Here is a 23,042-nt window from a genome sequence, read left to right on the forward strand (position 1 = left end):
GCTATTCTCCCCGTGCGCTGTTCTTATACTCTTTGGGGGATTGTCCGTATTTCTTGCGGAAGCAGAAGCTGAAATAGTTCGGGTCGGCAAAGCCGATCCGTTCGGCGATCTCGAAAGCCTTCAGCTCGGTGGAACGAAGCAGCTCCTTCGCGGCCTCCAGCCGGATTTGCAGCAGGTAGCTGACGAAGGTCATTTTCATTTCTTTTTTGAAAATACTGCTGAAATAGCCCGTGCTGATATGCAGATGCTGGCATACCCTGCCGATGGAGATATCGGATTCTTCGTAATGGCTGCGGATATACTCCTTAGCCTGATCAATAAGCTGCTTATAGCTCGACTGACGCTCCAAGGCGATGGAATCCATAAGCCTGCTGCACACGGTAATAATCCACTGTCTGGCTTCTTCCAGATTGTTGAATTTGTTCATGTCGCTTAGCGAGGTTAGACCGGGTCCGATAAAATCATTCGTTCCGCTGCCGGATTCCTTCGCCACCCGCAGAATGGAGGTGATGATCTCCAGCAGGAAGATCTGATAATCCTGCGCCGAGACCTGCTCCGTATCCAGTCCCCGGAACAGCTCGTCCACGACTTCGCGCAGCTCCTGGACGGTGCCCAGCTTGATCGTGCGGATCAGCGACTGCTGGGTCAGCTCATCGTAGGCCGGCATCGGGCTGGACCGGGACTCTACATCCTCAATCCAGATGACCCGGTTGTTGCCGAGAATCAGCCGGTAATCCAGCGCCTGCTGGGCATCCCGGAAGGAATGGAACAACAGGGACGGTGCCTTGCATACGGTTCCGGCCCCGGCGGTTACCGTCAGCTTCAGGAAGCGCTGCACATTCTGGCAGATCTCTTCCAGAATGGCGAAGGTTCTGGCGGTGATGTCCGTCTCCTCGGTGCTCTGGCTGACCGAGAGCAGCACGACATCATCCCGGTGGATGAATACCTTCCCGAAGTCATGCTTCTGGCAGATCTCCTCGGCGATGTTCAGCACGGCATAGAGCTGCAAATTACGGTCGCCGGTATCCCGCAGGGATACGGGCCGGCCCTCCTGAAGCCCGTACGAACGGTCCGGACGGATATAATCGATGCTGATGACAGAGGACTGGAAGCGTTCACCGGTCAGCGCGATGCCATACTCCGTGCTTTTCTCAGCGATCTCGGCGGAACGCAGGCGGCGGGACACCAGAGTCGAGAGGAACTGCTCGCGCAGGACAGGCAGACTCTTGCGGTAATGCTCGCTCAGCACGAACACATTCTCCTTCTCGGCAATCTCAGTCTCGATGGCGGCGCGAACCTTGAGCAGAACGTCGATCAGCTCCCCGGAGGAGAAGGGCTTAAGAATATATTCATCAATTTGCAGCTTAATCGCCTTCTGGGCATATTCGAATTCATCGTAGCCGGTCAGAATGATAATCTTCGTATTCGGATGGCGGCTGCGGATCCATTCCGCCAGCTGCAGCCCGTTCATGAAGGGCATCTGAATATCGGTAACCACGACATCCGGCAGCAGCCGGTCGATCGCATCCGCCGCTTCCCGCCCGTTCTCGGCCTGCTCCACAACCTCGAAGCCGTACGCTTCCCAGTCAATCTGGGCGATAATGCCTTCTCTTACATCTTCCTCGTCTTCGGCGAGTATTAATTTGTACATGCGTCATCCCTCTTCGGCATAGGATATGGAGGTTCACAAACCTATAATAGCTGATTCAAATGGCCCGATCTATGTTTATATAGAAGGAGCAATTTACTATATAGCGTGGCCTGATATAACGCAAGCGGAAATTATGTACAGAGGTTAGAGTACTTAAAATTCAAACTCAAAGCTTGGTCGTCGCTGCGGTGAACATTTGGCCCTCCGGCCGCTATTGTATTTAGATTTCCTGACTAAAACCGCTCTTCGCGGTAGAAATCTAAATACAGCTGTTGCTGTATATAGCGAGCTTTCCTTCGGAAAACTTTCAGGCGGACGCTATCGCTCCTACAGTTCCAAATTGCCCCTTCGCTTCTTTTTGCTTTTTGTTAAATTCTTAAGTGCTATTAAGATTAAAAATATGTGCTACTTACATAATCAACAAGTGGAATTCGTACACTCAATTTGATTATTTTAACCAATTAGGCTATTTTAAGTGGATAAATGACATTAATTTCTGCGGATTTGCTCATAATGCGGGGAATTCAGACGAATAGATGTACTTTTTCCAACTGCTATTCAAGATACGGGATTTTTGAGTGAAATAGATGCCCTTTTTCCACTAAATTCCTTGGGTAGCCATGGGGAAAAGGCAGAACGGGAAGCATTCCGGACAAGTGGGTCCGAGTTGGCCGCGCTATCTCCAAAAAAAACCATCCCGATTACGCCGGGATGGGGATGTTCGGTTACACGTATAGGATTATAGCAGGGCTTTGTTGAAGCGGTACCCCGTTGATTTCTCAAAGCCGATATGGCGGTAAAATGCATGTGCAGGTGCACGCTCGACGCGGTTGCCGCTCCGCAGGAACAGCTGGCAGCAGCCCTGATGGCGCGCCCATTCTTCCGCTGCAGCTACGAGTCTTTTGCCAAGGCCTTGTCCTCTAAGCTCCTCTGCTACGATCAGCGCGGTAATCTCCGTAATACAATCGGCATGCTTGTAGTAGGACTTCACCTGCCGTAATCCGATCATTCCCACAACTTCGTTATTGAGCTCTGCGACCAGTGTGCAGTGGAACGGATCATGCTCCATGCCTTCCATTCTCTCTTTCATCACGCTAAGCGTTGTCGGATAGCCGAATTCACGCAAAAGGGCTGTCACTCTCTCCAGATCATTCATGCCGCATTTGCGAATTTGCAGTACCTGCTCCTGAGTACTACTGTTCATCCTTGTATACCTCCACTTGTAGCATAGACGCAGCCTGCTTGGCCGTCATCCGCGCGATTTCAACATCTTCCGCTGAACTGAGTGTTACTGCCATCCGCCGTCCGGGGCGGATCTCCGGCTTGCCGAATATCCGGACCTGCGTGCGGGGAAGGGCCAGTGCCTCTTCGATCCCGGTCACGGCAAAAGCTTGTCCGGCTCCATCTGACTTCAGGGTGGCCGAAGCTCCCGGTGTCAACAAACGTACCGCTTCCAGCGGAAATCCAAGAATGGCTCTGACATGCAGAGCAAATTCCGACAAATCCTGCGTAATCATTGTAACCATACCTGTGTCATGCGGCCGGGGAGACACTTCACTGAACACAACCCCATCCGATGTGAGGAACAGCTCCACACCAAAAATTCCATAGCCGCCAAGCTGATCCGTAACCGCCCGAGCGATAGCCTGAGCCTCTTCCAGCTGTGCACCGCTCATCTGATGCGGCTGCCAAGACTCCACATAATCGCCATCCTGCTGAATGTGGCCGATCGGCGGACAAAATACAGTACCGCTAACCGAACGGACGGTAAGCAGTGTAATCTCGCTCTCGAAGGTGACAAAGGCTTCCACAATAACGCGCGTCCCCTTGGCACGTGCGCCTTCGAGCGCCGTATTCCAGCAGGCTGCCGCATCCTCAGGTGTCCTGCACACACTTTGGCCTTTGCCGGAAGAGCTCATGATCGGCTTAATTACACAAGGCGTTCCCAGTTCCAGCACGGCTTGGCGCAGTTCATCCAGACTGTCGGCGAACCGGTAGGCGGCTGTAGGCAAGCCCAGCTCTTCTGCCGCCAGACGGCGGATGCCTTCGCGGTCCATGGTCAGCCGTGCAGCACGGGCGGTAGGGACTACAAGGAATCCCTCTTCCTCCAGCTCCACCAGTGCTCCGGTGGCAATGGCTTCAATCTCCGGTACAATCAAATCCGGCTTCTCTGTACGGATCAGCTGCTTCAGCGCCTCTGCATCCAGCATGTCCAGTACATAAGAGCGGTGGGCTACGCCCATCGCGGGTGCCGCTTCATAACGATCCACAGCTACGGTCTCTACGCCAAGGCGCTGAGCTTCGATAATGACTTCCTTACCCAGTTCACCGCTGCCAAGCAGCAGCAGCTTCTTGCTCCGGGCTGTTAAAGGAGCTCCCCACATTGTCGACTCCAACCTCTTTTCGCAAATTTGTCTGCTGACTTCTCTGTTTCTGTAAAATGTCGCAGTCTGATTGTAAATTTTCAGTCTTCTTTATTTTCATCCATCATCCGCCAGATTGCAAGTGTTCTTCGACATTTTCCTACAAACTTCACAGATGACTGTTCACCAGACAAGTGGAAAGGGCTGTGCCAGCCCTTTCGGGGGCACCGTTTCATCGGGAAATAGAAGGATAAGTTGTCAAGTGCATTGAACAAATTCATCCTAACGGATGAATGGGATTACCTGCGCTCCGGCAAAATGTATGCTGTTTTTCACATACATTTGAGCCATGCGCCTGCTTAAGAGCACAATGTATGCTGTTTTTCACATACATTCGGGCCACGCGCCTGCTTAAGAGCACAATGTATGCTGTTCTTCACATACATTCGGGCCACGCGCCTGCGTGCGGCACAATGAATACTGTTTTTCACATACATTCGGGACTTGCGCTGTTACTCTACACATCATTTAAAGAACTCTTATCCAAAAATTCACACATGCCTTGTACACAACAGGAGGAAACTATAGTTTCCTATACAACAGCGAAAGCTTGCTCCTGAAGCCGTAATTCTTCGGCGATATCGCCCCAATGCTGCGCCCCATCACCCCCTTTCAGCAGCGCCGACATGGCCGCCTCCTGCTCAGACAGGCCTTCAAATAGCCGGTCTGCGGCAAGAGATAAGGCGGCTGCAGCCGCATCGGAATAAAATGTCAACAGGGATTCCTCCTGGCCTTGCGCCGCCGCAGCCACCGCTTCTTTGAGCAACGGCTCGGCCGCTGCGCGGATCTCTGCCCGGCCTGGCCCTTCGAAGAAGTGACGGGGGGACTTGAAGCGGCTCCACAGCGCTGCCCAGTCCAACGGAGCAAGCACGCAGTCCAGCTTCGCCGGTGCCGGCCAGCGTTCCTCCGGGTTCTCCAGGAGCTGAAGCTCCTGAGCCGGGATGGACAGCTCCGCTGCGGCCCCGGCCGCAGCCTGGGTCACGAATCTGCGTCCTGCCGACTCCAGCCGCAGGGTCGTTGCCCACAGCTCCTGCTCCAATTCACGCAGGATACTGCGCTCCAGCTCCCGCCCGCAGGCGATGAAGATGTCCTTCAGGTTGCCCCCGTCCTCCCGGAGAATCGAAGGATGGAAGGACTCCTGGAAGGAACGCCCGAAGGAGAAGGCCAGCCGCTGCCGGACATGATAGAGCAGCTCCGCGCCTTCGCGGCGCAGATCCCGGAGCGGCCGGTCTTCCCGGGCAAGTGCGGCCAGCCGCAGATTCGCTGCTTCGCGGCGCAACCGGAATTGCTTCATGCCTTCCTCCTGCTGGTCCGCTTCCATTAACGCCAGCCGCTGCCATTCCTCTGCCCGGAGACGGACAGAGCTTAGACTGTCCTTGGCCGCAGCCAGGGACAATGCCGGCAGCTCCTCTCCGGCAAATTCGGAGAGTGCCGTTTCAAAGCTGCCGAACCCGGAGGCTTCATACGTCTCCCGGGCCCCGCTTGTCTTGCCCTCAAGCGCAAGCAGGCTGGACACGCTGTAGATCCGCGGCGAGGTCAGGCCCCCGGCCCGCAGATTTTGCGCCACATGCTGCTTCACCTCTTCAAGCTCAGCCTCGTCCGCTGCGAGGTCGGAGGCGTTGATGATGAAGAACATTTTGTCGAGTGCGAAGCTGTCCTTGATTCTTCCAAGCTGGGCCAGCAGGCTGCGGTCAGCCTTGGAGAACGCGTGGTTATAATAGGTCACGAAGCAGATGGCATCGGCGTTCTTCATGTAACCGAAGGTTACGCCCGTGTGCCGGGCATGTAAGGAATCTGCACCCGGTGTATCTACCAGTACGATGCCGCTCCGTGTCAGCGGACTGTCATAATACAGGTCCGTGCTTTGCACGAAGCAGGCGCGCTTCTCGTCGGCAACCAGGCTGCGGTATTCCGCCAGGCTGACAGTCCGCTCGGTTCCGAGCAGCGGAGCGGATTCCTCCCATCCGGCGGCTGCCGCCCGCAGGAACCCGGCATGCGGCAGCGCGGAGGGATGAAGCCCGCCTGTCTGCAGCCGGGCCACCGCTGCGGTCCACGAGCCGCGCTGCGGCGGCGCCAGCTGCAGCACGCTGAAGGAATGGAGGATGTCCTCCCAGACCTCCTCCTCCCGCTTCATGGTGATGGCCGCCGTCCCGTGGGCGAAGCCGCCCTCCGGCGCCAGAATCCGCCCGACGGCGGCCGTTGCCGGATGCGGCGACACGGGCAGCACCTCTTCGCCCAGCAGAGCGTTGGCGAAGGAGGATTTGCCGGCGCTGAATGCTCCGAACAGCGCCATCGTGAAGCGGCCGCCGGCGAGGTCCTCCGCCCGCGCCGCCAGGCTGCGCGCGGCCGAGGCCATGGCCGGCTCGCGGCGCAGTACCGCAGCCGCCGCGTGCAGTGCCGCTGCGGCCTGCGTCAGCCGGCGGCGCCCGCCCGCCGGCTGTGCCGTGCCCGCCGCCCAGGCGCGTGCGGCGGCGGCTTGCCGCCGCAGCTGCGCGCGGCGGCTCTGGGCTGGCCGCGCGCATAGGCGCGGCCGCTAGGGGCGGCACCACCGGCAGCGCGCCGGGGGTGAGGGTGCGGCGCGGCGGAAGCAGCGCCGCCAGGTCGTCCGCGCGGGCGGCAGCCGCGCGGTCCAGGGCGGCCAGCGCGGCGAGCGCGTGCGCCTGCCGCTGCAGGGCCGTCCGGCGGCGCGTGAGTTCCGCGCGCCGCTCCTCCACAAGCGGCGGCAGCGCATCCAGCAGCGGCTCGCCGAAGGCCAGGACCGCGCGGCGGAACTGTGCCTTAATCTCAGCCGCAAGCGTGCGGCAGAAATTAAGCAGCGCCTCGCCCGTAGCCCCGGTTCCCGGCTTCACCTGATCCGCCAGCCACTGCTGGCTCACCGCCGGGAACGCCTGCTTCAGCAGCGGCTCCGCCTCCTCCTGCCACAGCTCCAGGCCTTCTGCCCATTCGCGCACCAGCTGGAGGGTGTGCCACTCCAGTTGGGCAGTGATCTCTCTTTGCTGAAGGCTGTGCCAGTGCAGCAGGCGCGTTCCTTGCTCCTTCTCCCGCTTCGCAGCGGTGAAGAGCAGACCGCGCCGGAAGCCCGGTTGGAGGCTCTCGATGTACGCCCCCGCCGCGTCCCGCAGATCGGCTGGCATCAGATTCGTGTTGCCGAGCAGAGCGTCCAGCCTGCTTCGCAGATCAAGCCGCGCCTCTTCAGGCAACTCCTCCAGCGACGTTTCCTCCTGCATCGTTACCTGGATGTCCGCCTCTACAGCTTCCGCAGCTGCACCGCCTGTCTCTTCCAGCAGTGCGGCCCGCTCCTCCTGCTGCCCTTCACGATAGTCGGCAAGAACAGCATCGGCAGTATGATGCATGGAACGGGACAGGCTGTACTCCAGCAGTTCCTGCCGCTGCTCCAGCAGACCGGAGATTAATGCCAGCAGCTCCTTCCACTGATTCAACGGATGCTCTTCCACCTTAAGCGAAGTGAATAGCAGCCCGGCGGACTGAATTCCCCATTCCCGGAAAGCGCTTTCCACTTGCTGCCGGTATTCCACAAGCGGAATTTCCTGTTCCCTGTGCTTATCGATCTGATTAATGATCAGGTAGAGCGGCTTGCCCCAGTCACTGAGACTCTTGGCGAACGCGAGATTATTCTCCGACTGCACATGATTGTAATCCATCACATAGAACACGGCATCCGCCAGATGCAGCGCCGAGCGGGTCGCCGCCTGATGGCCCTCATCGGTCGAATCCACGCCGGGAGTATCCATCAGCACGCCATGAGCCCCCAGCACCGGGACATTCTCCCACACCTCTATCGCTGAATATTCAGTCCCCTGGCGGCAGTAATCCTGAAGCCGGTCGGGAGTAGTCTGAATTACCGGGTGATATTCTTCGGAGTTCTCATGCTGCGGATGAAGCAGCACCTGCGGTTCTCCACTGCGGATGGATACGATATTCGCACTGGTCGGAACCGGGCCCGAAGGCAGCACGGCCTTACCGCAGAGTTTGTTAATCATGCTCGACTTGCCCGCCGAGAAATGTCCGCAGAACGCCAGCGTCAGCTCATCTGCCTGTTCCTTGACCTGCAGATCCGCAACAATCTGCGCACTCTTCTGTTCTCCCCATTGCTTCAGCCGCTCCTCCAGCAGCCTAAGCGCTGATGACTCTGCTGTGAACTGTTCCGCCCTGCTTGGTCCTGCTCCCACGACAACCCCACCTTTGCTGCAGTCAATAACATGAATTGGATTCAGTAATTGCTCTATAATGACTACATTTATATGATTTATTTCACTGCAAGAATAGAATAATTACATTTTATCATCAGATCGTCACAAATCAAATATGCACGTTTACAAATTCAGCTATAAACCTTCACGAAAAACAAGATTTCGCAGCTGGCATCCCCCAGTAACACCCTCACACAGAAAACAGCACTCTTTCCCCTCCTCGGCGAACAAGTGGAAAAACTCTGGCTGTGCATGAAAGCCCAAATTACAGCAATGCTCCATACCTCCGGATCAGTTGCCATTGTCAATACCAGCAGTGTCGGCAGCTTAAAGTGCAATCCGGGCTTGGGTGCTTACGGTGCCTCCAAACGCGGAGTTAACAGCCTCACGCAAACAGCTGCCATCGAATACGGACCAGCGGGGATTCGGGTCAATGCCATCGCCCCCGGCACAACTATGACAGATATGATTCAACATTGGGTCTCCATCAATCCTGAGATTATAGAGCAAATCAGTGGCAAGACGCCCCCTCCGGCGTCCGGCTGAGCCCATAGAAGTCGCACAAGCTGCGGCCTGGTTACTTAGTGATCAAGCCTTCTTCGTGACCGGGGTCATCCTGCCGGTAGACGGCGGTCTGAGTGCCTAAAGGCCGCTTACCCTCCCCTTTTCTATCCGGCTAACTCTTGTCTCTAGAGCTTATAATCCATACATTGGTAAACCGAAACATGATTGAATTATAATATACAGGTAAAGTAGCCCGAAGACGTTCATGTTTGTAGTCGGAAGTGCGGGGAGAGGACATTACTATGAATATAGCTGTTAAATGGTTGCAGAAATTCAGAGACCACGATAACCGGCAACTGTTGAAGAACTATGAGGTTACAGCGGAGCTTATCCGCACACGGAATTTGACAGCCTGGGCTGATGCTGAGATTCAAGCAGAGTCCCTCCGTCTTCAACAAGCCGCCCGGTCAGGCGTAGCCCTTGACGAGCTGCTGGTGGATGCCTATGCGTTAGTCTGTGAGGCTGCTAATAGAACACTCGGATTACAGCCCTATCATGTCCAGATCATGGCCGCTATCGGACTACATCAGCGAATGCTGATCGAACAGCACACGGGTGAAGGCAAAACACTCTCAGCCGTAATGCCGGCCTATCTGAATGCGTTGACCGGTAAAGGCGTGCATGTGCTGACCTTCAATGATTATCTGGCCCGGCGGGATGCGCATTGGATGGGTCCCATCTACCGCTTCCTGGGAGTAACGGTAGATTCGGCTCAAGCGGGTATGAGCCTGACTGAGAAACGTTCTGCCTACAGAAGCGATATCACCTATGTTACGGCAAAAGAAGCAGGGTTCGATTACTTGCGCGACACTATTGCGCTTACGAAAGCCGCTACGGTACATCGCCCATTCCACTATGTCATCGTGGACGAAGCCGATTCCTTGCTGCTTGATGAAGCGCGGGTCCCCCTTGTAATCAGCGGCGTATCTGAGATCAGCCTTAGCGACGGCATGCGATACGCGGATCTGGCCCGGCAATTGCTGGCTGGAGAGCATTACGATTATGACGAATTCCAGCGGAACGTATACCTTAACGATGCAGGCGCTGCCAAAGTGGAGGATCTGTTAGGATGCGGTAATCTCTACGACAGCCGGAACAGTCAGCTGCTAACCTCACTGAATTGTGCGCTGCATGTGGAGACCTTATTGACCAAAGATATTGATTACATCGTCCGTGACGGTGCTATCGAGCTGATCGAAGAGTATACAGGGCGCGTGGCCGAGAACCGGTATTTACCGGACGGGCTACAAGCGGCTTTGACTGCCAAAGAAGGACTGAAATGGACTGCTGGCGGGAAAATTCTCGGTACGATCACCATTCAGCACTTCATTAGCCTATATCCGGAAATCTGCGGAATGACGGCTACAGCCTACGCCTCCGCTATGGAATTCAAGGATATCTATGCTCTGCAGGTGGTGCAGATTCCGCCGAACCGGCTGAGCGTCCGGACCGATCACCCGCACCGGATCTACACGCATAAGGAAGCCAAGTATCAGGCGCTCGTGCAAGACATCTCCTCTATCCACAGGGAGGGCCGTCCCATTCTGATCGGGACCGCAAGCGTTGAGGAATCGGACATGCTGGCTACGGAGCTTGCGGCTGCCGGGGTTCCCGCTCAGGTGCTGAATGCGAAGAATGATGCTGAGGAAGCTGATATTATCGCCAGAGCCGGAGAACTGGGCGCCGTAACGGTCTCAACGAATATGGCGGGACGCGGTGTCGATATCAGGCTCGGCGGCGGTGATCCGGTACAGGCAGACGCTGTCGCCCGGCTCGGCGGGTTATATGTCATTGGCACCCATGTGAACGAAAGCGTGCGGATTGACAACCAGCTTCGCGGGCGTTCCGGCCGCCAGGGTGACCCGGGGGCTTCTGTCTTCTATATCAGTCTGGAAGACGATTTGATGCGCCGCTTCAGCTCCCCTACCCCAGCTCATGCGCTCAGACAGCAGGAAGCTATTGCAGAGCCTTCGCTTGGCCGGAAGATCGCAAGTATTCAGCAAATTGTAATGAGCCAGAACTTCGAAATCCATAACGAGCTGAACCGTTATTCGGATATGATCGAGGACCAGCGGCGGATTCTATATGCGGAGCGCCTTAGCATCCTGCTGGGCGAGCAACCGATGAGCCCTGCGGAACAGCGGGTTCGGCTGTTCTATATCGATGAATGCTGGGCCGACCATCTGGCCTTCGTCTCCTATCTCCGCGAAGGCATTCACCTGGAGAGCATCGCCAGCCGCAGCCCGATCGATGAGTTTCATACGCAGATTACCGGAGCATTCGATCAGATCCCGGGTAAGATCGAACGTGCGGCAGAGACTATGCTTGCCAGGCTCGGCGGGTCCAATGATCCGGCTGAATGGGAACGGCTGGGACTTAGGAGCCCTGCTTCGACCCGGACTTATATCATCAATGATCAATATCTCCAGAATAAGCGCAGCTCATGGACGGGAACGACAGTCGTAGCTTTCTGGCTTCGTCCAATTGCACAAAAGCTATTGTCCCCCTTCATTAAGCAGCCGAAATACTAATAGAGCTCTTATTGCAGGAGAAGAAACAGCTACGCTGTCCTTAAGAGGATGGCGTAGCCGTTTGTACAGAAATTGAAAGGTATTCTGTCATACCCTACCAGTAGATGACATTCTTTATCACACTGCCACTCCCCTAACTTACAGCAGATTCTTGCCCGAAAACTATCATTATATGGGGTGGAAAAATAGCAAAGAGGCTGCCCCGCAGCCAATACATGGCTATGGGGACAACCTCTCTAATCAACTCTAATCGAATTTACGCTGTTTCCAGTACTGGAAGCAGAATTTCAAACACTTTGCCGTGCTGCAGAATAGTCAGACCACGGGATTTGTCCTTCATTACGACAACCTCCGGCTTCGCGGACATACGCTCCAGGTAGAATTCAGGCACATCGCCGGAATGGCTGATGGTGATGCCTTCCACTTCCTGCTCTTCATTCTCTTCCATCGGGCTGTCCACTACGCGGTCAAAAATATCGGAGAACGCTTCAAAATTATCGGTGTATACAGAAATGCATTTCATCTCTATCCCATCCTCTTCTTCTCTAAGTCTTTGTTAGGTTTCGTATGAACCTTAGCTTTCCTGATTACAGCGGTTTTCATACGTTTTTTGCCCTCCCGGCATACATCCAGCAGCGGGCAGATCTGGCATCCGGGGTTCTGGGCCTTACAGTGATAGCGTCCGAAAAAGATCAGCCGGTGGTGCGTCAGCGTCCATTCCTCACGCGGCACCGCCTTCATCAGCTTCTTCTCCACTTCCAGCACCGAGTCTTTCCAGCCCGCGAGTGCGAGCCGTTTGGCTACCCGCTCCACATGAGTATCCACGGCAATCGCCGGCACTCCGAACGCATTGGATACGACCACATTGGCAGTCTTGCGTCCGACACCAGGCAGGGTTACCAGCAAATCATGGGCCTGGGGCACTTCTCCCCCGTACTGCTCTATCAGGATAGCGCAGAGGTTCTGAATATGCTTGGCCTTGTTGCGGAATAGACCAATCCGCCGGATGTCCTGCTCCAGCTCTTCCAGCGGTACTGAGATATAATCGATCGGAGCTTTGTACTTCTGAAACAGGTCCTCGGTCACCTTGTTCACCGTTGCGTCCGTACATTGGGCTGAGAGCAGCACTGCTATAGTCAGCTCAAAAGCATTGCTGTGATTCAGCTCGCAATGCGCATCAGGAAACATGCCTCCGATAGTGTCCAGGATGTGGCGGACCTCTGCAGCTTTCATAGCGTCCCCTCCACGGTTCAGATACGCCCGCAAGTTCACTTGCAGCCCTATCTTCTCAAGTCTGAAGAAATATAAGCAAAGATACATTATATCGTATACTTTCGGAGCGTTCAAGCGAACACCGTGCTGCCTTATATTTCAAAAAAAACGCCTTGATCCAGGGCAACCCCCTGGATCAAGACGGTGTTTCACACGGAAAATCACCAAAACGATTATTGTTTCACAATTTCTACAACCTTGTCGTTGCTGAAATACATTATAATATTATCATTTTCTTTGAGAGATTGCACGGGTAAAGTCGTGTCACCTTGATGAATATATACATTTGGAGCAAGTCCAAACTTATAATTATCATTCAGTGAAGCACGTTTGGTCAAAATTTCATTCGTTGCGCTCTCATAACGGGAGAAGGACCGGTTAAGCTGACTGAACACGGAGATGACCATTACACCGCCGGAATCCTTACGAACCAGTACCCTGTCTGCTGTGGTAAGACCGCTTAGAGCGTTCGTGGTAACGCCGTCCCGGAGTATTTTCACTCCGCTGCCGGCAGTGAACGGCTGGGAGGCTCCCGTGTAATCCTTCACTGTGAACGTACCTGCTGCGGCATCCACTGCCACTACCTGTCCGGCAACCTGCTTCACCGATTGCAGAGACAACGGAGTAGAACCGTCGAAGCTGAGATTCACGAAATCTCCGGCCTTCAGCTCGGTAAGTGCGATCTTCTGGCCTGCTTCGTTGGTAAGCGGAACATTCACCAGGTTCAGCTCGCTGCTGATGCTGCCGCCCTCAAGCTTCACGGTCATCTTGCCCGTGCCTGCATTGATGGTAGCAATCTCAAACTGGGCCGACCCGTTCACCCGCAGCACGGAGATGAGTTCCTGATTGCTGGCAAGCACTGCCGTTACCGGCACATTAAGTGGAACATCGGTGATGACGGCCCCGCTTTTGCCAAACATTTCAATCGACTGCGGATAAGACATCGTCAGCAATTGTCCGTTGCCCAATTTGAACACAATCGTTCTGGCCGAAGTATTGATCGCTGTCAGAGTGCCGGAATATTTGGTTGTCAATTCAATAGACATTGCACGCTCATTGATGGAGGTCACATCAATCTTGCGGTTCTCAACCAGTCTGGACCCCATGGTGGTCAGCGAAGTGGTAATTAGTCCGCCGTACGACATTTTTGTTTTCTCATCCATTTTGACCACATGAGCCTTGCCGTTAGTGTCCGTGAAGGTCAAGTACTGGGTCTTGGTGTTGTAATCCACAACGGTAGCCGCAGCATACTGTTCAATCTGGCGGCTCAGCACCTCAATCTTCGTCACCTGGTCGCTGCTGTTCAGCGTAAGCTGCACATTGTCTCCGCCTGTTTTGTCAGCGATCAGGTCAGCGATCACCGGACTTACGGCGTTCGGAATTACAATGGACGGTGTTGCCGCAAGCAGATTGACCTCGCGGGTGCCATCACTCTTCTGATAGACAATGGTTGAATCTGTCAGCTCATAGATGAAGCCTTTCACTATGCGTTCCACTCCGGAGGTTACTTCCACGGAACGGATCGTATTATCCTTGATGGTATAAGAGACGGCAGCACCGGCTTTCAGCTCTGCGGGCTGGATAATAGAACTCTGGGAGCTGAACAGTGTAGTCCCGTCTTCCCATTTGAAGCTTTCTACAGTGCCGTCGGCATTCTTGAACGTGATGCTCTTGGCAGCCGTGTCAACGCTTTGAACCGTGCCTTTAGCCGTCTTGTTGACAATACCGGAAGTGACCTGCACCTTCACCACCTTGCGGGAACCGGTGAAGGTCTCACGCAGCAGCGTGAGTTTGCTGCCGGCGGTGATGGAAGCGGGCTGAATTACCGCTCCGTTCACATCCAGGAAGGCCGTACCTGAATCGTAGGGATACTGATCGTATCCGTTGGCGGAATCTACCCAGATGATACCCGGTGTGTGCTTGGTAAATACACCTTCCGCCTGCTCTACCTGGACTGCCGGATCTGTCAGCTCTACATAAGCTGCGCTATAGGTGGCTCCAATTACAGTCACCTTCGTATAGGGCTGGATCTCGTTCAAGGAGATGCGATTCTCGGATGTACTGGTGTAGTACGCGGTATTGGCATTCAGCGTGAATTCCAAGGTGCTGCCGTTGCTGTACAATCCCAGCTTGCCGTCCTTGAGTGAACTGATCGTTCCTTTGAAGGTATTATCATATTCCAGGCTATTATGCGCTTCAGCACGGCTGAAGAAGGTAGCCAGCTGCGCGCGGGTCACAGCGCCTTGCGGATCGAAGCGGTTGCCGGTTAGCCCGTTCGCCAGTCCCAGCTCCACCGCTGTGTTAATGTAGCCGCGTTTGTTCGCGGATACCTTGGCATCATCGGCAAAGCCTGTCGGCCGGCCCGCAGCCGCAGAAGCCGACGCACTCTGGCCAAGCGCGCGAATCAGCAGCTCCGCGACCCACTCACGGCTGGCCTTGCGCTCGCCCCACGAGGTTTTGAGATTATCTGCAGCCATCTCGGTGGTCTTGTCCAGCAGTCCCTGCTGGAAGGCCAGAATTACATATGGCTTATAATAATTCGTTACAAGAAAATTGTTAGGAAGTGCCGCATCGGTACCCGTGTTCACATTCCCCTGCTGCTTCATGAAGCGCAGCGCCATCAGCACCGCTTCCTGCTGGGTCACAGAGTCGCCTGGACGGAACAGGCCGTTATTACCGACCACAATTCCCTGGGTCGCCAGCTTGTAGATATGCTTTTCGGCCCAGAAGCCCGTCTTGACATCACTGAAAATCCCTGAAGCAGATGCAGCCGTCTGCGGAGTTGCCGCAGCAACCGCTGCTCCAGTTGAAGAACTGTCGGCAAAGGCAGCCCCTGCCCCGCCAAGCACCATCGCACCGGCCAGAACGGCAGAGACCGCTTTTACAGAATAAGATTGAACCGTACGCTTTAATCGTTTTGGACCGGACAATTCGATATTCCCCTCTCTATGGCTTATCTGGATTTCTATGTTGGACATTTCGTCAGCCATCCGGCTTATTCCTGCCTAATGCTTACAATCCGTTGTTCTCGCGGGTGATTGGATGCACAAGATCCACATGTCCCATCAGGCTCTCTACCTGTTCTCCGTCTACCAGCACATCGATATTCTTCACTTCATCAAACTGGAAGAACATCTGGGACAATGCGCCGATCGCCAGAGCCTCACCGCCTGCACCAAGCTGTGCCTCATCCGGTTTATGAATATCCATCACAATCTGTCCGCCCGAGAATTCCAGTGATTTCAGTTCAATCTTGTTCCACAACGGAATCTGGTCAGCATTCTCGCTCCTCTGGAGTGATTTGAAGGCTTCCGTATATTTCTGCTTGGCATCCTTGAAGGTGATAGTGACTTCAGCCGGAATCAGGTCGTTCTGTTGCAGGTCTGTATAATACGTCTTGATCTTAAGGCTCTGCTTCTCAGACACGGCTGGTGCTTCCGTAGCCGCCGGAGCCGCCGGAGTCACAGTTGCTTCAGGTGTAGGCTCAGGTGTACTTGTAGCTGCCGGGGTGGCCGTAGGGCTGTCATTCCCGGCATTATTTCCTTCAGCGCCGCTGGATACCGAGGTTGAATCCTGACCGGACGCATCGGCCGGTGCAGCCGTAGGTTTATCGCCGCAGCCCGAAATTACGAGAAGCAGCATCGCAGCGATCCCTGCATATGTCAATTTCTTGTTCATTTGATTAACCCCCTCAGATGAATATGGGCAGGAGGGACCGCAAAGTCCTTTTGACCACAATATAGGGTCTACATCCGACTCTGCGGCCCCTGCTGCCGCCCGTTGTTATTGAATCCCGAGATACTCTTTAATTCCGCTGGCCATCGATGCGGCTACATTGTTCTGCAGCGCTTCAGTGAACAGCAGAGCCTCGTCTTTCTTATTGCTGAGATAGCCAACCTCCAGCAGTACCGCAGGCATCTTCGTCTCGCGTATCACATGGAAGTTGCCGTAGCGCACTCCCCGGTTGCTGAGTCCTGTAGCCTGCACAAGATACTTGTGCATCACATTCGCCAGGGCTTTGCTGTCTCCGCGCTGATAGTAGGTCTCCGTTCCGCTCGCAGCCGCTGATCCGCTGCTGTTGGCATGGACGGAAATGAACAGATCCGCACCGAGGTTATTGGCGATTGCCGCCCTTTCCTTCAGTTCAAGGAAGGTATCATCGCTGCGCGTCAGCACTACATCAATTTTGTTCTCCTGCTTCAGCAGCGCAGCCGCCTTCAGAATCACGGCCAGGTTGAAATTCTTCTCATATTTGCCGGTAACGCCTACAGCCCCTGAATCCTTGGCGCCATGACCGGCATCCAGTACAACCAGCTTGCGCCCGCTGTTGCCGGGCTGCGTTGAAGTGTCGCCTGGAGTCTGGGCGTTCAAATCAATGACAATGAGCTTGGAGGCATCTCCCGATACCTCTACGCTATAATTTTTGGGGGTATTGAGATCAATCACAAAACGGACGGTATACGGATCAGTACCATACAGCGAATAGCGGATACCTGAGACATCCGGATAATCCGTAACCGTAAGGCTTCCGTTCAGGTCAGGGTCAAGGATTTGCCCTGTCCCGAATACATCCGAGAATGTGGCATTCGGGAGATCAATAATGATGCGGTCCGGCCCGCTGATCTTGGAGACCTTCGGCTCGGCATTGCCGTCAAGGGCAATCGTGAACCGGTTCTCATTGAAGCTGATGCCGTTGATCATACTCAGGTTGCTTGAGGGTTCTCCCGGCGGTACTACAACCGTTCCTCCGTCCCCGTTACTTTGTCCCGGGTCAGTGTTAGGCTCAGGAATCGGCGGGGTAATAAGATCTACAATCTTCTTCGTGTTATCCCATTTGACCGTAAGCCCGAACTGCTCACCTATGAACCGGATCGGTACGAGTGTCGTGCCGTTCCGCAGGAGCGGCGCCGTCGTCATTACCACTGTCTTGCCGTCGACGGATGCCGCAGTCTGATCTACGATCAGCTGTATGGTCTTACCCTGCTGTTCAATCTTGACGGTCTTGCTTGACTGATTCCAGTCCACCTTGTATCCAAGGTTCTCAGCAATCATTCTTAGCGGCACCATGATGGAGTTATTTACATTTTCCACCGTAACGTCTTGTCCTGCATTCATCTCCTGGCCATCCAGGAAGATCTTGTTCTGGCCGGCAGCGGCTTGTCCATGCCCCGGCAGCACCACAACAAAGAGCAGCAACAACAGCATAAAAGCAAATTTCTTCATTCTTCACCTCTAAGACTCTAGTATTCCGCCCCCAATCGAGCGTTCTTGATGGCATGCCAACTGACAACCTTCGACATAGTGTAGACGCCTTTAGAACTTAAAAGTTGCGAATAAATCCCAATCAAAGTGGAAATGTCTGTGTATTCTCCAAGCTAAACTGTATGTAGTACGGGTACAGACAACTCCGTTCGTTGCTAATCTACAGTCCAAGATATTCCTTAATTCCTGCTACGATCTCGCGGGCCAGATTATTCTGCATCTGTTCGCTGTACAGGGCTGCTTCATCTCCCGGATTGGTCAGATAGCCAGCCTCCAGCAGAATCGCAGGCATCCGGGTCTCCCGGGTAACATGCAGGCTCTTCGAGCGGACCCCATTGTCTTTGAGGCCGGTTCCCGCTACCAGATGCTTTTGCATGATCTCGGCAAGCGGCAGGCTCTCGCTGCGGCTGTAGTAGGTCTCACTGCCGTTAACTTTGCTCCGGTTCGGATAGGTTACATCTAGTGAATTCGCATGAAGAGATACGAACAGCGTAGCATTCGCCGCCTGGGCAATCTTCACACGGTCCTGCAGACCCAGCGTAACATCTGAAGTACGGGTATATATGACATCTGCCCAGCCTTCCTGTGTTAGAATAGCCCCAGCCTTAAGGATCACTGCGAGATTGAAGGTCTTTTCCAGCTTGCCGGTAAGACTGACCGCACCCGATTGCTTGCCCCCGTGTCCGGCATCAAGCGCAATAATCGGCCTTCCGGTGAATCCCGGATTTACAGGTGCCTCCGTCCCGCTGCCCGTTGCATTGAGATCTATCGTGACTAATCCTGTACTGTCATCCGTACTTACCTGATAATTCTGATAGCCCGCAGTCTGGATTACGAATCTGACCGTCGGGGGACTGGCGCTGAACAACGCATAGCGTATTTCAGACACAAGCGGGTAGCCGCTAACATCCAGCTTACCCTGCGGACTTCCTCCCGTGGACACGCCAGGGAAGCTCCCGCTGAAATCAGGGGCAAATGCCGCTCCGGCAAAATCCACTACAATCCGGTCGGGTCCGGTAACTCTCGTAACCGTAGCCTTGGCCCCTCCGGCAGCGGCTATAATCAGCCGGTTCTCGCTGAAGACCGCCCCCTTCACCACAGGTGATGTGGCTGCTGGAGTCGGAGTAGCTATAATGCTTCCGTCCAATTCCTCCAGCGTCTCTGAGCCCGCCTGAGGCGGAGTGGTCGGAGACGGTGTCTGAACTGCCACTGGAGCCCCTGCTGTTGATGCTGATGGAGCTGGAGTGGCTGACGGCAGCGGATCTGAAGTGACCGGCGCAGACTCACTCACTCCTCCGCTTAAGTAGACGGTCTTATCCGCATTGTCCCAGCCGACGCTAAGACCGAATTGCTCGCCGACAAAACGGATGGGCACCAGTACCGTCCCGCCGTTCTGCTTAGGTGCGGCATTGAGCGTCAGGTTCACACCATCGGCTTGTGCAGTGGTGCTTCCCACTGCGAGTTGTACAGATTTACCATCCTGCTGGACAGTGACCTTGCGGCTGCTCTGTTCCCACAGCACTTCGAAGCCCAGATTCTCCACCACCACGCGGATCGGGATCATAACGCTTCCATTCACGTTCTCGAGAATTACCCCCTTGGGCAGGGCAAGCTCCCTGCTGTCCATCACGATCTTTCCGGGGGTTGTCCCGGCTGCCGCAGCTTTGTGGCCGGCGAATGACAGTAGGAGCAGTGGCAGCAGCAGTAGAAGCAACACCCGTTGTCCGGCTTTCTTCATCCTTTCCTCTCCTTTGGCCATTGATAGATTTGCAGATAAGATTAAGACGACATGAATCCCCAAAAGTTGCCTTCGCAGGCAATAATATCTCGATTATAGCAAAAAAACTTCTATTTCCGACACCCGGAAATAGAAGTTTTGTGTAAAATCCGTAAACAATACGGATTATTTCGCCGGTTACCCGGTCTTTTGGACCGAAATAGGCTTACGGCTTAAGCGAAAAGCTTGGCTGCATGACGCTCTTCATAAGCAGCAATCTCATCGGCATGCTGAAGCGTCAGACCGATATCGTCCAGCCCCTGCAGCAGGAACTGGCGGCGGTGCTCATCCAGTTCAAAGGTGATGGCAAGGCCATAATCGTCACTCAGCTTGTTGTTCTCAAGATCCACTGTAAGCGTGTAGCCTTCATGCTCAGCCGTGCGGCTGAACAGATCGTCTACCTGCGCTTCCGAGAGCTTGATCGGAAGAATGCCGTTTTTGAAGCAGTTGTTATAGAAGATGTCGGCATAGGATGGCGCGATAACCACTCTGAACCCGTAATCCATGATGGCCCAGGGCGCATGCTCCCGGGAGGAGCCGCAGCCGAAATTCGCGCGGGAGATCAGTACAGAGGCTCCCTTATAACGCGGCTTATTCATCTCAAATGCCGGATTGTCATTGCCCGCTTCATCAAAACGCCATTCGTAAAAAAGAAATTGGCCAAAACCTGTGCGCTCAATCCGTTTCAGAAACTGCTTGGGAATAATCGCATCCGTATCTACATTAACCCGGTCTACCGGGGCTACAATTCCTGTTAATTTCTTGAATTCATCCATTAGCTGTATCCTCCTGCTCTCTCCATTATTCTATGAGTTGACGGCTTCCGTCTTGTAGTTCCAGTCACGTACATCCGTGAAACGTCCCTTGATGGCTGCCGCTGCCGCCATGGCGGGTGAGACCAGATGCGTGCGTCCGCCGCGTCCCTGGCGTCCTTCGAAGTTACGGTTGGAAGTAGAGGCGCAGCGCTGTCCCGGCTGCAGAACATCCGGATTCATCGCCAGGCACATACTGCAGCCGGCTTCACGCCATTCGAATCCCGCTTCGATGAATACTTTGTCCAGACCTTCCTTCTCGGCCTGCATCTTCACGCGCCCGGAGCCGGGCACAACGATGGCTGTAACCTTTTCGGATACCTTATGGCCTTTGGCTACTTCAGCAGCGGCTCGCAGATCCTCAATCCGGCCGTTGGTACAGGAACCGATGAAGACATAATCAATCCCGATCTCAGAGATAGGTGTTCCAGGGACCAGATCCATATATTCAAGCGCCTTCTCGGCTGCTTTGCGTTCATTCTCGGTAGTGAATTCAGCAGGATTCGGAACGGTGGAGTTGATATCCGTTCCCATACCAGGGCTGGTACCCCAGGTAACCTGCGGAATCAGTGTCTCCACATCGAATTCCACGACAGTATCATACTGGGCGCCTTCGTCACTTACAAGGCCCTTCCAGGTCTCAACGGCGGCATCATACGCTTCGCCCTGCGGCACATATTGACGTCCGCGCAGATAATTGAAGGTCGTCTCATCCGGTGCGATCAGGCCCGCTCTGGCCCCGCCTTCGATCGACATGTTGCAGACGGTCATGCGCTCTTCCATCGACAGCTCACGGATAGCTTCGCCGGTATATTCGATAACATAGCCAGTTGCGAAGTCCGTTCCGTATTTGGCAATTACGCCGAGAATCATATCCTTGGCAGTCACTCCCGGATTACGGCTGCCGGTGAAGCGGACCTCCATGGTCTTGGCCTTGGACTGCTGCAGACACTGGGTTGCAAGCACATGCTCAACCTCGCTGGTGCCGATCCCGAAGGCCAGTGCACCGAAGGCTCCGTGAGTGGAAGTATGGCTGTCCCCGCAGACGATCGTCTTGCCGGGATGGGTCAGGCCAATCTCAGGACCCATTACGTGAACGACACCCTGGTCAATATCATTCAGATCAAACAATCTTACGCCGAAATCACGGCAGTTCTGCGAGAGTGTATCAATCTGCTGCTTGGAGATGGGATCCGTAATATTGAAACGGTCTTTGGTAGGGACGTTATGATCCATCGTGGCAAAGGTAAGTCCCGGACGGCGGACCTTGCGGCCGCTCAGGCGCAGTCCTTCAAAGGCCTGCGGGGAAGTTACTTCATGAACCAGATGAAGATCGATATAAATAATGCTCGGCTTGCCCTCTTCCTGATGAATAACGTGATTCTCCCAAATCTTTTCAAACATTGTCTTGTTGCCCATGAATTTCACCTCATATAGTAGAATCGTTCCTATGAAGAGAGCGTGGAGTCTCTCTTGAATGTACTAAATATAACATCGGTACGTTTATAATTCCAAGATATGATTTCTATAGGGTTTATAGGTTATACTTATAAACAGATGATCTACTCATTAAAGGAGCTTATGTATGGAACTCAGACAACTGCAATACACGCTGCAGATCGCAGCCGAACGGAATTTCTCACGCGCGGCGGAGAAGCTGCATATCGCCCAGCCTTCACTCAGCCAACAGCTGTCGAAGCTGGAGAAGGAGCTTGGCGTGCTGCTCTTCCAGCGTAATACCAGCTCTGTGGAGCTGACCTATGCCGGTGAGAAATTCGTTGAACAGGCCCAGGTTATTATTGATGCTGTGGAACTGCTGCGGCAAGAGATGTCCGATATCTCCCAACTCCGCACCGGACGCGTCATGGTCGGCAGCATGCCGATCACCGGAGCGCATTTGCTCCCGCATGTGCTGCCAGTATTCAAACATAAATATTCGGAGGTCGAAATCACCCTGCTGGAGGACTCCTCCATGAATCTGGAGAAGCTGACGGCCAGCGGACAGACCGATCTCAGCCTCCTCTCGCTGCCGCTTGCCATACCGACTCTGGCCTACGAGGTGCTTGGTGAGGAGCGGATTGATCTTGCAGTCCCGCCTGGGCACCCGCTGGCCGGCCGTGAATCACAGGACATCCGCACAAGCTTGGCAGAGCTTAGGGATGAACCATTCATTGTCCTCAAAGAGGGCCAGGGCTTCCGTAAAATGACTGTGGAGCTGTGCCGCGCTGCCGGCTTTGAACCGCGGATCGTCTTTGAGAGCAATAATATGGAAACGGTGCAGTCGCTGGTTGCGGCCGGGATGGGCGTTACACTGGTGCCGCATTTCATCGCACGCGCTCCCCGGAGCGAATTCGTGCCGGTCTATCTTTCCTTGGCGGAGCCGGTGCCCAGCCGCACCCTGGTGATAGCCTACCGTCGCGGGCGTTATTTATCCCGCGCAGCCGAAGCTTTTATCGAAACCTTCAAGGCAACCGTTGCCGGCCTGACCGACAACTAATGTCTTGATCGCATCCATTTTCAGGATTTGAATATTTCAGTT

16 protein-coding genes and 1 pseudogene are annotated in these 23,042 nt (G+C 54.5%); 4 read left to right on the plus strand and 13 right to left on the minus strand.

All coding sequences use genetic code 11. The annotated features are described in order from the left end of the window. Window position 1 precedes the first annotated feature (1 nt). The 5 genes and pseudogenes from MHH28_RS10420 to MHH28_RS10440 form a co-directional block, all read right to left on the minus strand. Window positions 2–1,651, minus strand: coding sequence for a response regulator (locus MHH28_RS10420; RefSeq protein ID WP_405114585.1), 1,650 nt, complete (start codon window positions 1,649–1,651; stop codon window positions 2–4). Window positions 1,652–2,390: 739 nt separating this feature from the next. Then, entirely contained in the window at window positions 2,391–2,855 is a 465-nt protein-coding gene (locus MHH28_RS10425) for a GNAT family N-acetyltransferase (protein ID WP_405114587.1), read from the minus strand. Next, window positions 2,845–4,035, minus strand: coding sequence for a formate-dependent phosphoribosylglycinamide formyltransferase (purT, locus tag MHH28_RS10430; protein ID WP_405114589.1), 1,191 nt, complete (start codon window positions 4,033–4,035; stop codon window positions 2,845–2,847). Before purT ends, MHH28_RS10425 begins: the two co-directional genes overlap by 11 nt. A gap of 571 nt (window positions 4,036–4,606) precedes the next feature. Continuing rightward, window positions 4,607–6,430, minus strand: coding sequence for a dynamin family protein (locus MHH28_RS10435; RefSeq protein ID WP_405114591.1), 1,824 nt, complete (start codon window positions 6,428–6,430; stop codon window positions 4,607–4,609). Window positions 6,431–7,655: 1,225 nt separating this feature from the next. Further along, a pseudogene (locus MHH28_RS10440) lies at window positions 7,656–8,264 on the minus strand (dynamin family protein); the annotation flags it as partial. Window positions 8,265–8,516: 252 nt separating this feature from the next. On the opposite strand from MHH28_RS10440, the gene MHH28_RS10445 reads away from it, so the two are divergent. From MHH28_RS10445 to MHH28_RS10455, 3 genes are all read left to right on the plus strand, one after another. Then, the gene (locus MHH28_RS10445; protein ID WP_405114593.1) at window positions 8,517–8,831 is read left to right on the plus strand and encodes an SDR family NAD(P)-dependent oxidoreductase; all 315 of its coding nucleotides are present in this window, start codon (window positions 8,517–8,519) and stop codon (window positions 8,829–8,831) included. Beyond that, window positions 8,800–8,931, plus strand: coding sequence for an SDR family oxidoreductase (locus MHH28_RS10450; protein ID WP_405114595.1), 132 nt, complete (start codon window positions 8,800–8,802; stop codon window positions 8,929–8,931). Before MHH28_RS10445 ends, MHH28_RS10450 begins: the two co-directional genes overlap by 32 nt. Window positions 8,932–9,091: 160 nt before the next feature. Next, window positions 9,092–11,380, plus strand: a complete 2,289-nt coding sequence (locus MHH28_RS10455) for a DEAD/DEAH box helicase (protein ID WP_405114597.1) — start codon at window positions 9,092–9,094, stop codon at window positions 11,378–11,380. Between the two features lie 256 nt (window positions 11,381–11,636). Here MHH28_RS10455 and MHH28_RS10460 read toward each other — a convergent pair whose 3' ends face one another. The 8 genes from MHH28_RS10460 to leuC all read right to left on the minus strand — a co-directional run bounded on the left by MHH28_RS10460 (window position 11,637) and on the right by leuC (window position 21,922). Continuing rightward, window positions 11,637–11,903 carry a hypothetical protein gene (locus MHH28_RS10460; RefSeq protein ID WP_036697991.1) on the minus strand — a complete coding sequence of 89 codons (267 nt, stop codon included), beginning with the start codon at window positions 11,901–11,903 and terminating at the stop codon, window positions 11,637–11,639. A gap of 2 nt (window positions 11,904–11,905) precedes the next feature. Continuing rightward, window positions 11,906–12,613, minus strand: a complete 708-nt coding sequence (gene nth, locus MHH28_RS10465) for an endonuclease III (RefSeq protein WP_405114600.1) — start codon at window positions 12,611–12,613, stop codon at window positions 11,906–11,908. A 212-nt stretch (window positions 12,614–12,825) separates the two neighbouring features. Next, a complete protein-coding gene (locus MHH28_RS10470; RefSeq protein WP_405114602.1) occupies window positions 12,826–15,630 on the minus strand; it encodes an S-layer homology domain-containing protein in 2,805 nt (934 codons plus the stop codon). 34 nt (window positions 15,631–15,664) lie between these two features. Then, window positions 15,665–16,330 carry a GerMN domain-containing protein gene (locus tag MHH28_RS10475; RefSeq protein WP_405114604.1) on the minus strand — a complete coding sequence of 222 codons (666 nt, stop codon included), beginning with the start codon at window positions 16,328–16,330 and terminating at the stop codon, window positions 15,665–15,667. A gap of 105 nt (window positions 16,331–16,435) precedes the next feature. Continuing rightward, a complete protein-coding gene (locus MHH28_RS10480; RefSeq protein WP_405114606.1) occupies window positions 16,436–17,875 on the minus strand; it encodes an N-acetylmuramoyl-L-alanine amidase in 1,440 nt (479 codons plus the stop codon). A 199-nt stretch (window positions 17,876–18,074) separates the two neighbouring features. Beyond that, complete coding sequence (locus MHH28_RS10485) at window positions 18,075–19,652, minus strand: N-acetylmuramoyl-L-alanine amidase (protein ID WP_405114608.1); 1,578 nt, start codon at window positions 19,650–19,652, stop codon at window positions 18,075–18,077. A gap of 212 nt (window positions 19,653–19,864) precedes the next feature. Beyond that, the gene (gene leuD, locus MHH28_RS10490) at window positions 19,865–20,467 is read right to left on the minus strand and encodes a 3-isopropylmalate dehydratase small subunit (RefSeq protein ID WP_405114610.1); all 603 of its coding nucleotides are present in this window, start codon (window positions 20,465–20,467) and stop codon (window positions 19,865–19,867) included. Window positions 20,468–20,497: 30 nt separating this feature from the next. Further along, window positions 20,498–21,922 carry a 3-isopropylmalate dehydratase large subunit gene (gene leuC, locus MHH28_RS10495; RefSeq protein WP_405114612.1) on the minus strand — a complete coding sequence of 475 codons (1,425 nt, stop codon included), beginning with the start codon at window positions 21,920–21,922 and terminating at the stop codon, window positions 20,498–20,500. Between the two features lie 166 nt (window positions 21,923–22,088). Here leuC and MHH28_RS10500 point away from each other — a divergent pair, with 166 nt between their 5' ends. Next, window positions 22,089–23,000 carry a LysR family transcriptional regulator gene (locus MHH28_RS10500; RefSeq protein WP_405114614.1) on the plus strand — a complete coding sequence of 304 codons (912 nt, stop codon included), beginning with the start codon at window positions 22,089–22,091 and terminating at the stop codon, window positions 22,998–23,000. The last annotated feature ends 42 nt before the right edge of the window (window positions 23,001–23,042 follow it).

The organism is Paenibacillus sp. FSL K6-1217 (assembly GCF_045040735.1).
GTDB lineage: Bacteria > Bacillota > Bacilli > Paenibacillales > Paenibacillaceae > Paenibacillus_AQ.

What these genes read in the sequence shown, in the direction of transcription:
- MHH28_RS10420 (WP_405114585.1), bottom strand. Translation starts at nt 1,651, where the DNA reads ATGTACAAATTAATACTCGCCGAAGACGAGGAAGATGTAAGAGAAGGC.
- MHH28_RS10425 (WP_405114587.1), bottom strand. Translation starts at nt 2,855, where the DNA reads ATGAACAGTAGTACTCAGGAGCAGGTACTGCAAATTCGCAAATGCGGC.
- purT (WP_405114589.1), bottom strand. Translation starts at nt 4,035, where the DNA reads ATGTGGGGAGCTCCTTTAACAGCCCGGAGCAAGAAGCTGCTGCTGCTT.
- MHH28_RS10435 (WP_405114591.1), bottom strand. Translation starts at nt 6,430, where the DNA reads ATGGCCTCGGCCGCGCGCAGCCTGGCGGCGCGGGCGGAGGACCTCGCC.
- MHH28_RS10455 (WP_405114597.1), top strand. Translation starts at nt 9,092, where the DNA reads ATGAATATAGCTGTTAAATGGTTGCAGAAATTCAGAGACCACGATAAC.
- MHH28_RS10460 (WP_036697991.1), bottom strand. Translation starts at nt 11,903, where the DNA reads ATGAAATGCATTTCTGTATACACCGATAATTTTGAAGCGTTCTCCGAT.
- nth (WP_405114600.1), bottom strand. Translation starts at nt 12,613, where the DNA reads ATGAAAGCTGCAGAGGTCCGCCACATCCTGGACACTATCGGAGGCATG.
- MHH28_RS10470 (WP_405114602.1), bottom strand. Translation starts at nt 15,630, where the DNA reads ATGTCCAACATAGAAATCCAGATAAGCCATAGAGAGGGGAATATCGAA.
- MHH28_RS10475 (WP_405114604.1), bottom strand. Translation starts at nt 16,330, where the DNA reads ATGAACAAGAAATTGACATATGCAGGGATCGCTGCGATGCTGCTTCTC.
- MHH28_RS10480 (WP_405114606.1), bottom strand. Translation starts at nt 17,875, where the DNA reads ATGAAGAAATTTGCTTTTATGCTGTTGTTGCTGCTCTTTGTTGTGGTG.
- MHH28_RS10485 (WP_405114608.1), bottom strand. Translation starts at nt 19,652, where the DNA reads ATGAAGAAAGCCGGACAACGGGTGTTGCTTCTACTGCTGCTGCCACTG.
- leuD (WP_405114610.1), bottom strand. Translation starts at nt 20,467, where the DNA reads ATGGATGAATTCAAGAAATTAACAGGAATTGTAGCCCCGGTAGACCGG.
- leuC (WP_405114612.1), bottom strand. Translation starts at nt 21,922, where the DNA reads ATGGGCAACAAGACAATGTTTGAAAAGATTTGGGAGAATCACGTTATT.
- MHH28_RS10500 (WP_405114614.1), top strand. Translation starts at nt 22,089, where the DNA reads ATGGAACTCAGACAACTGCAATACACGCTGCAGATCGCAGCCGAACGG.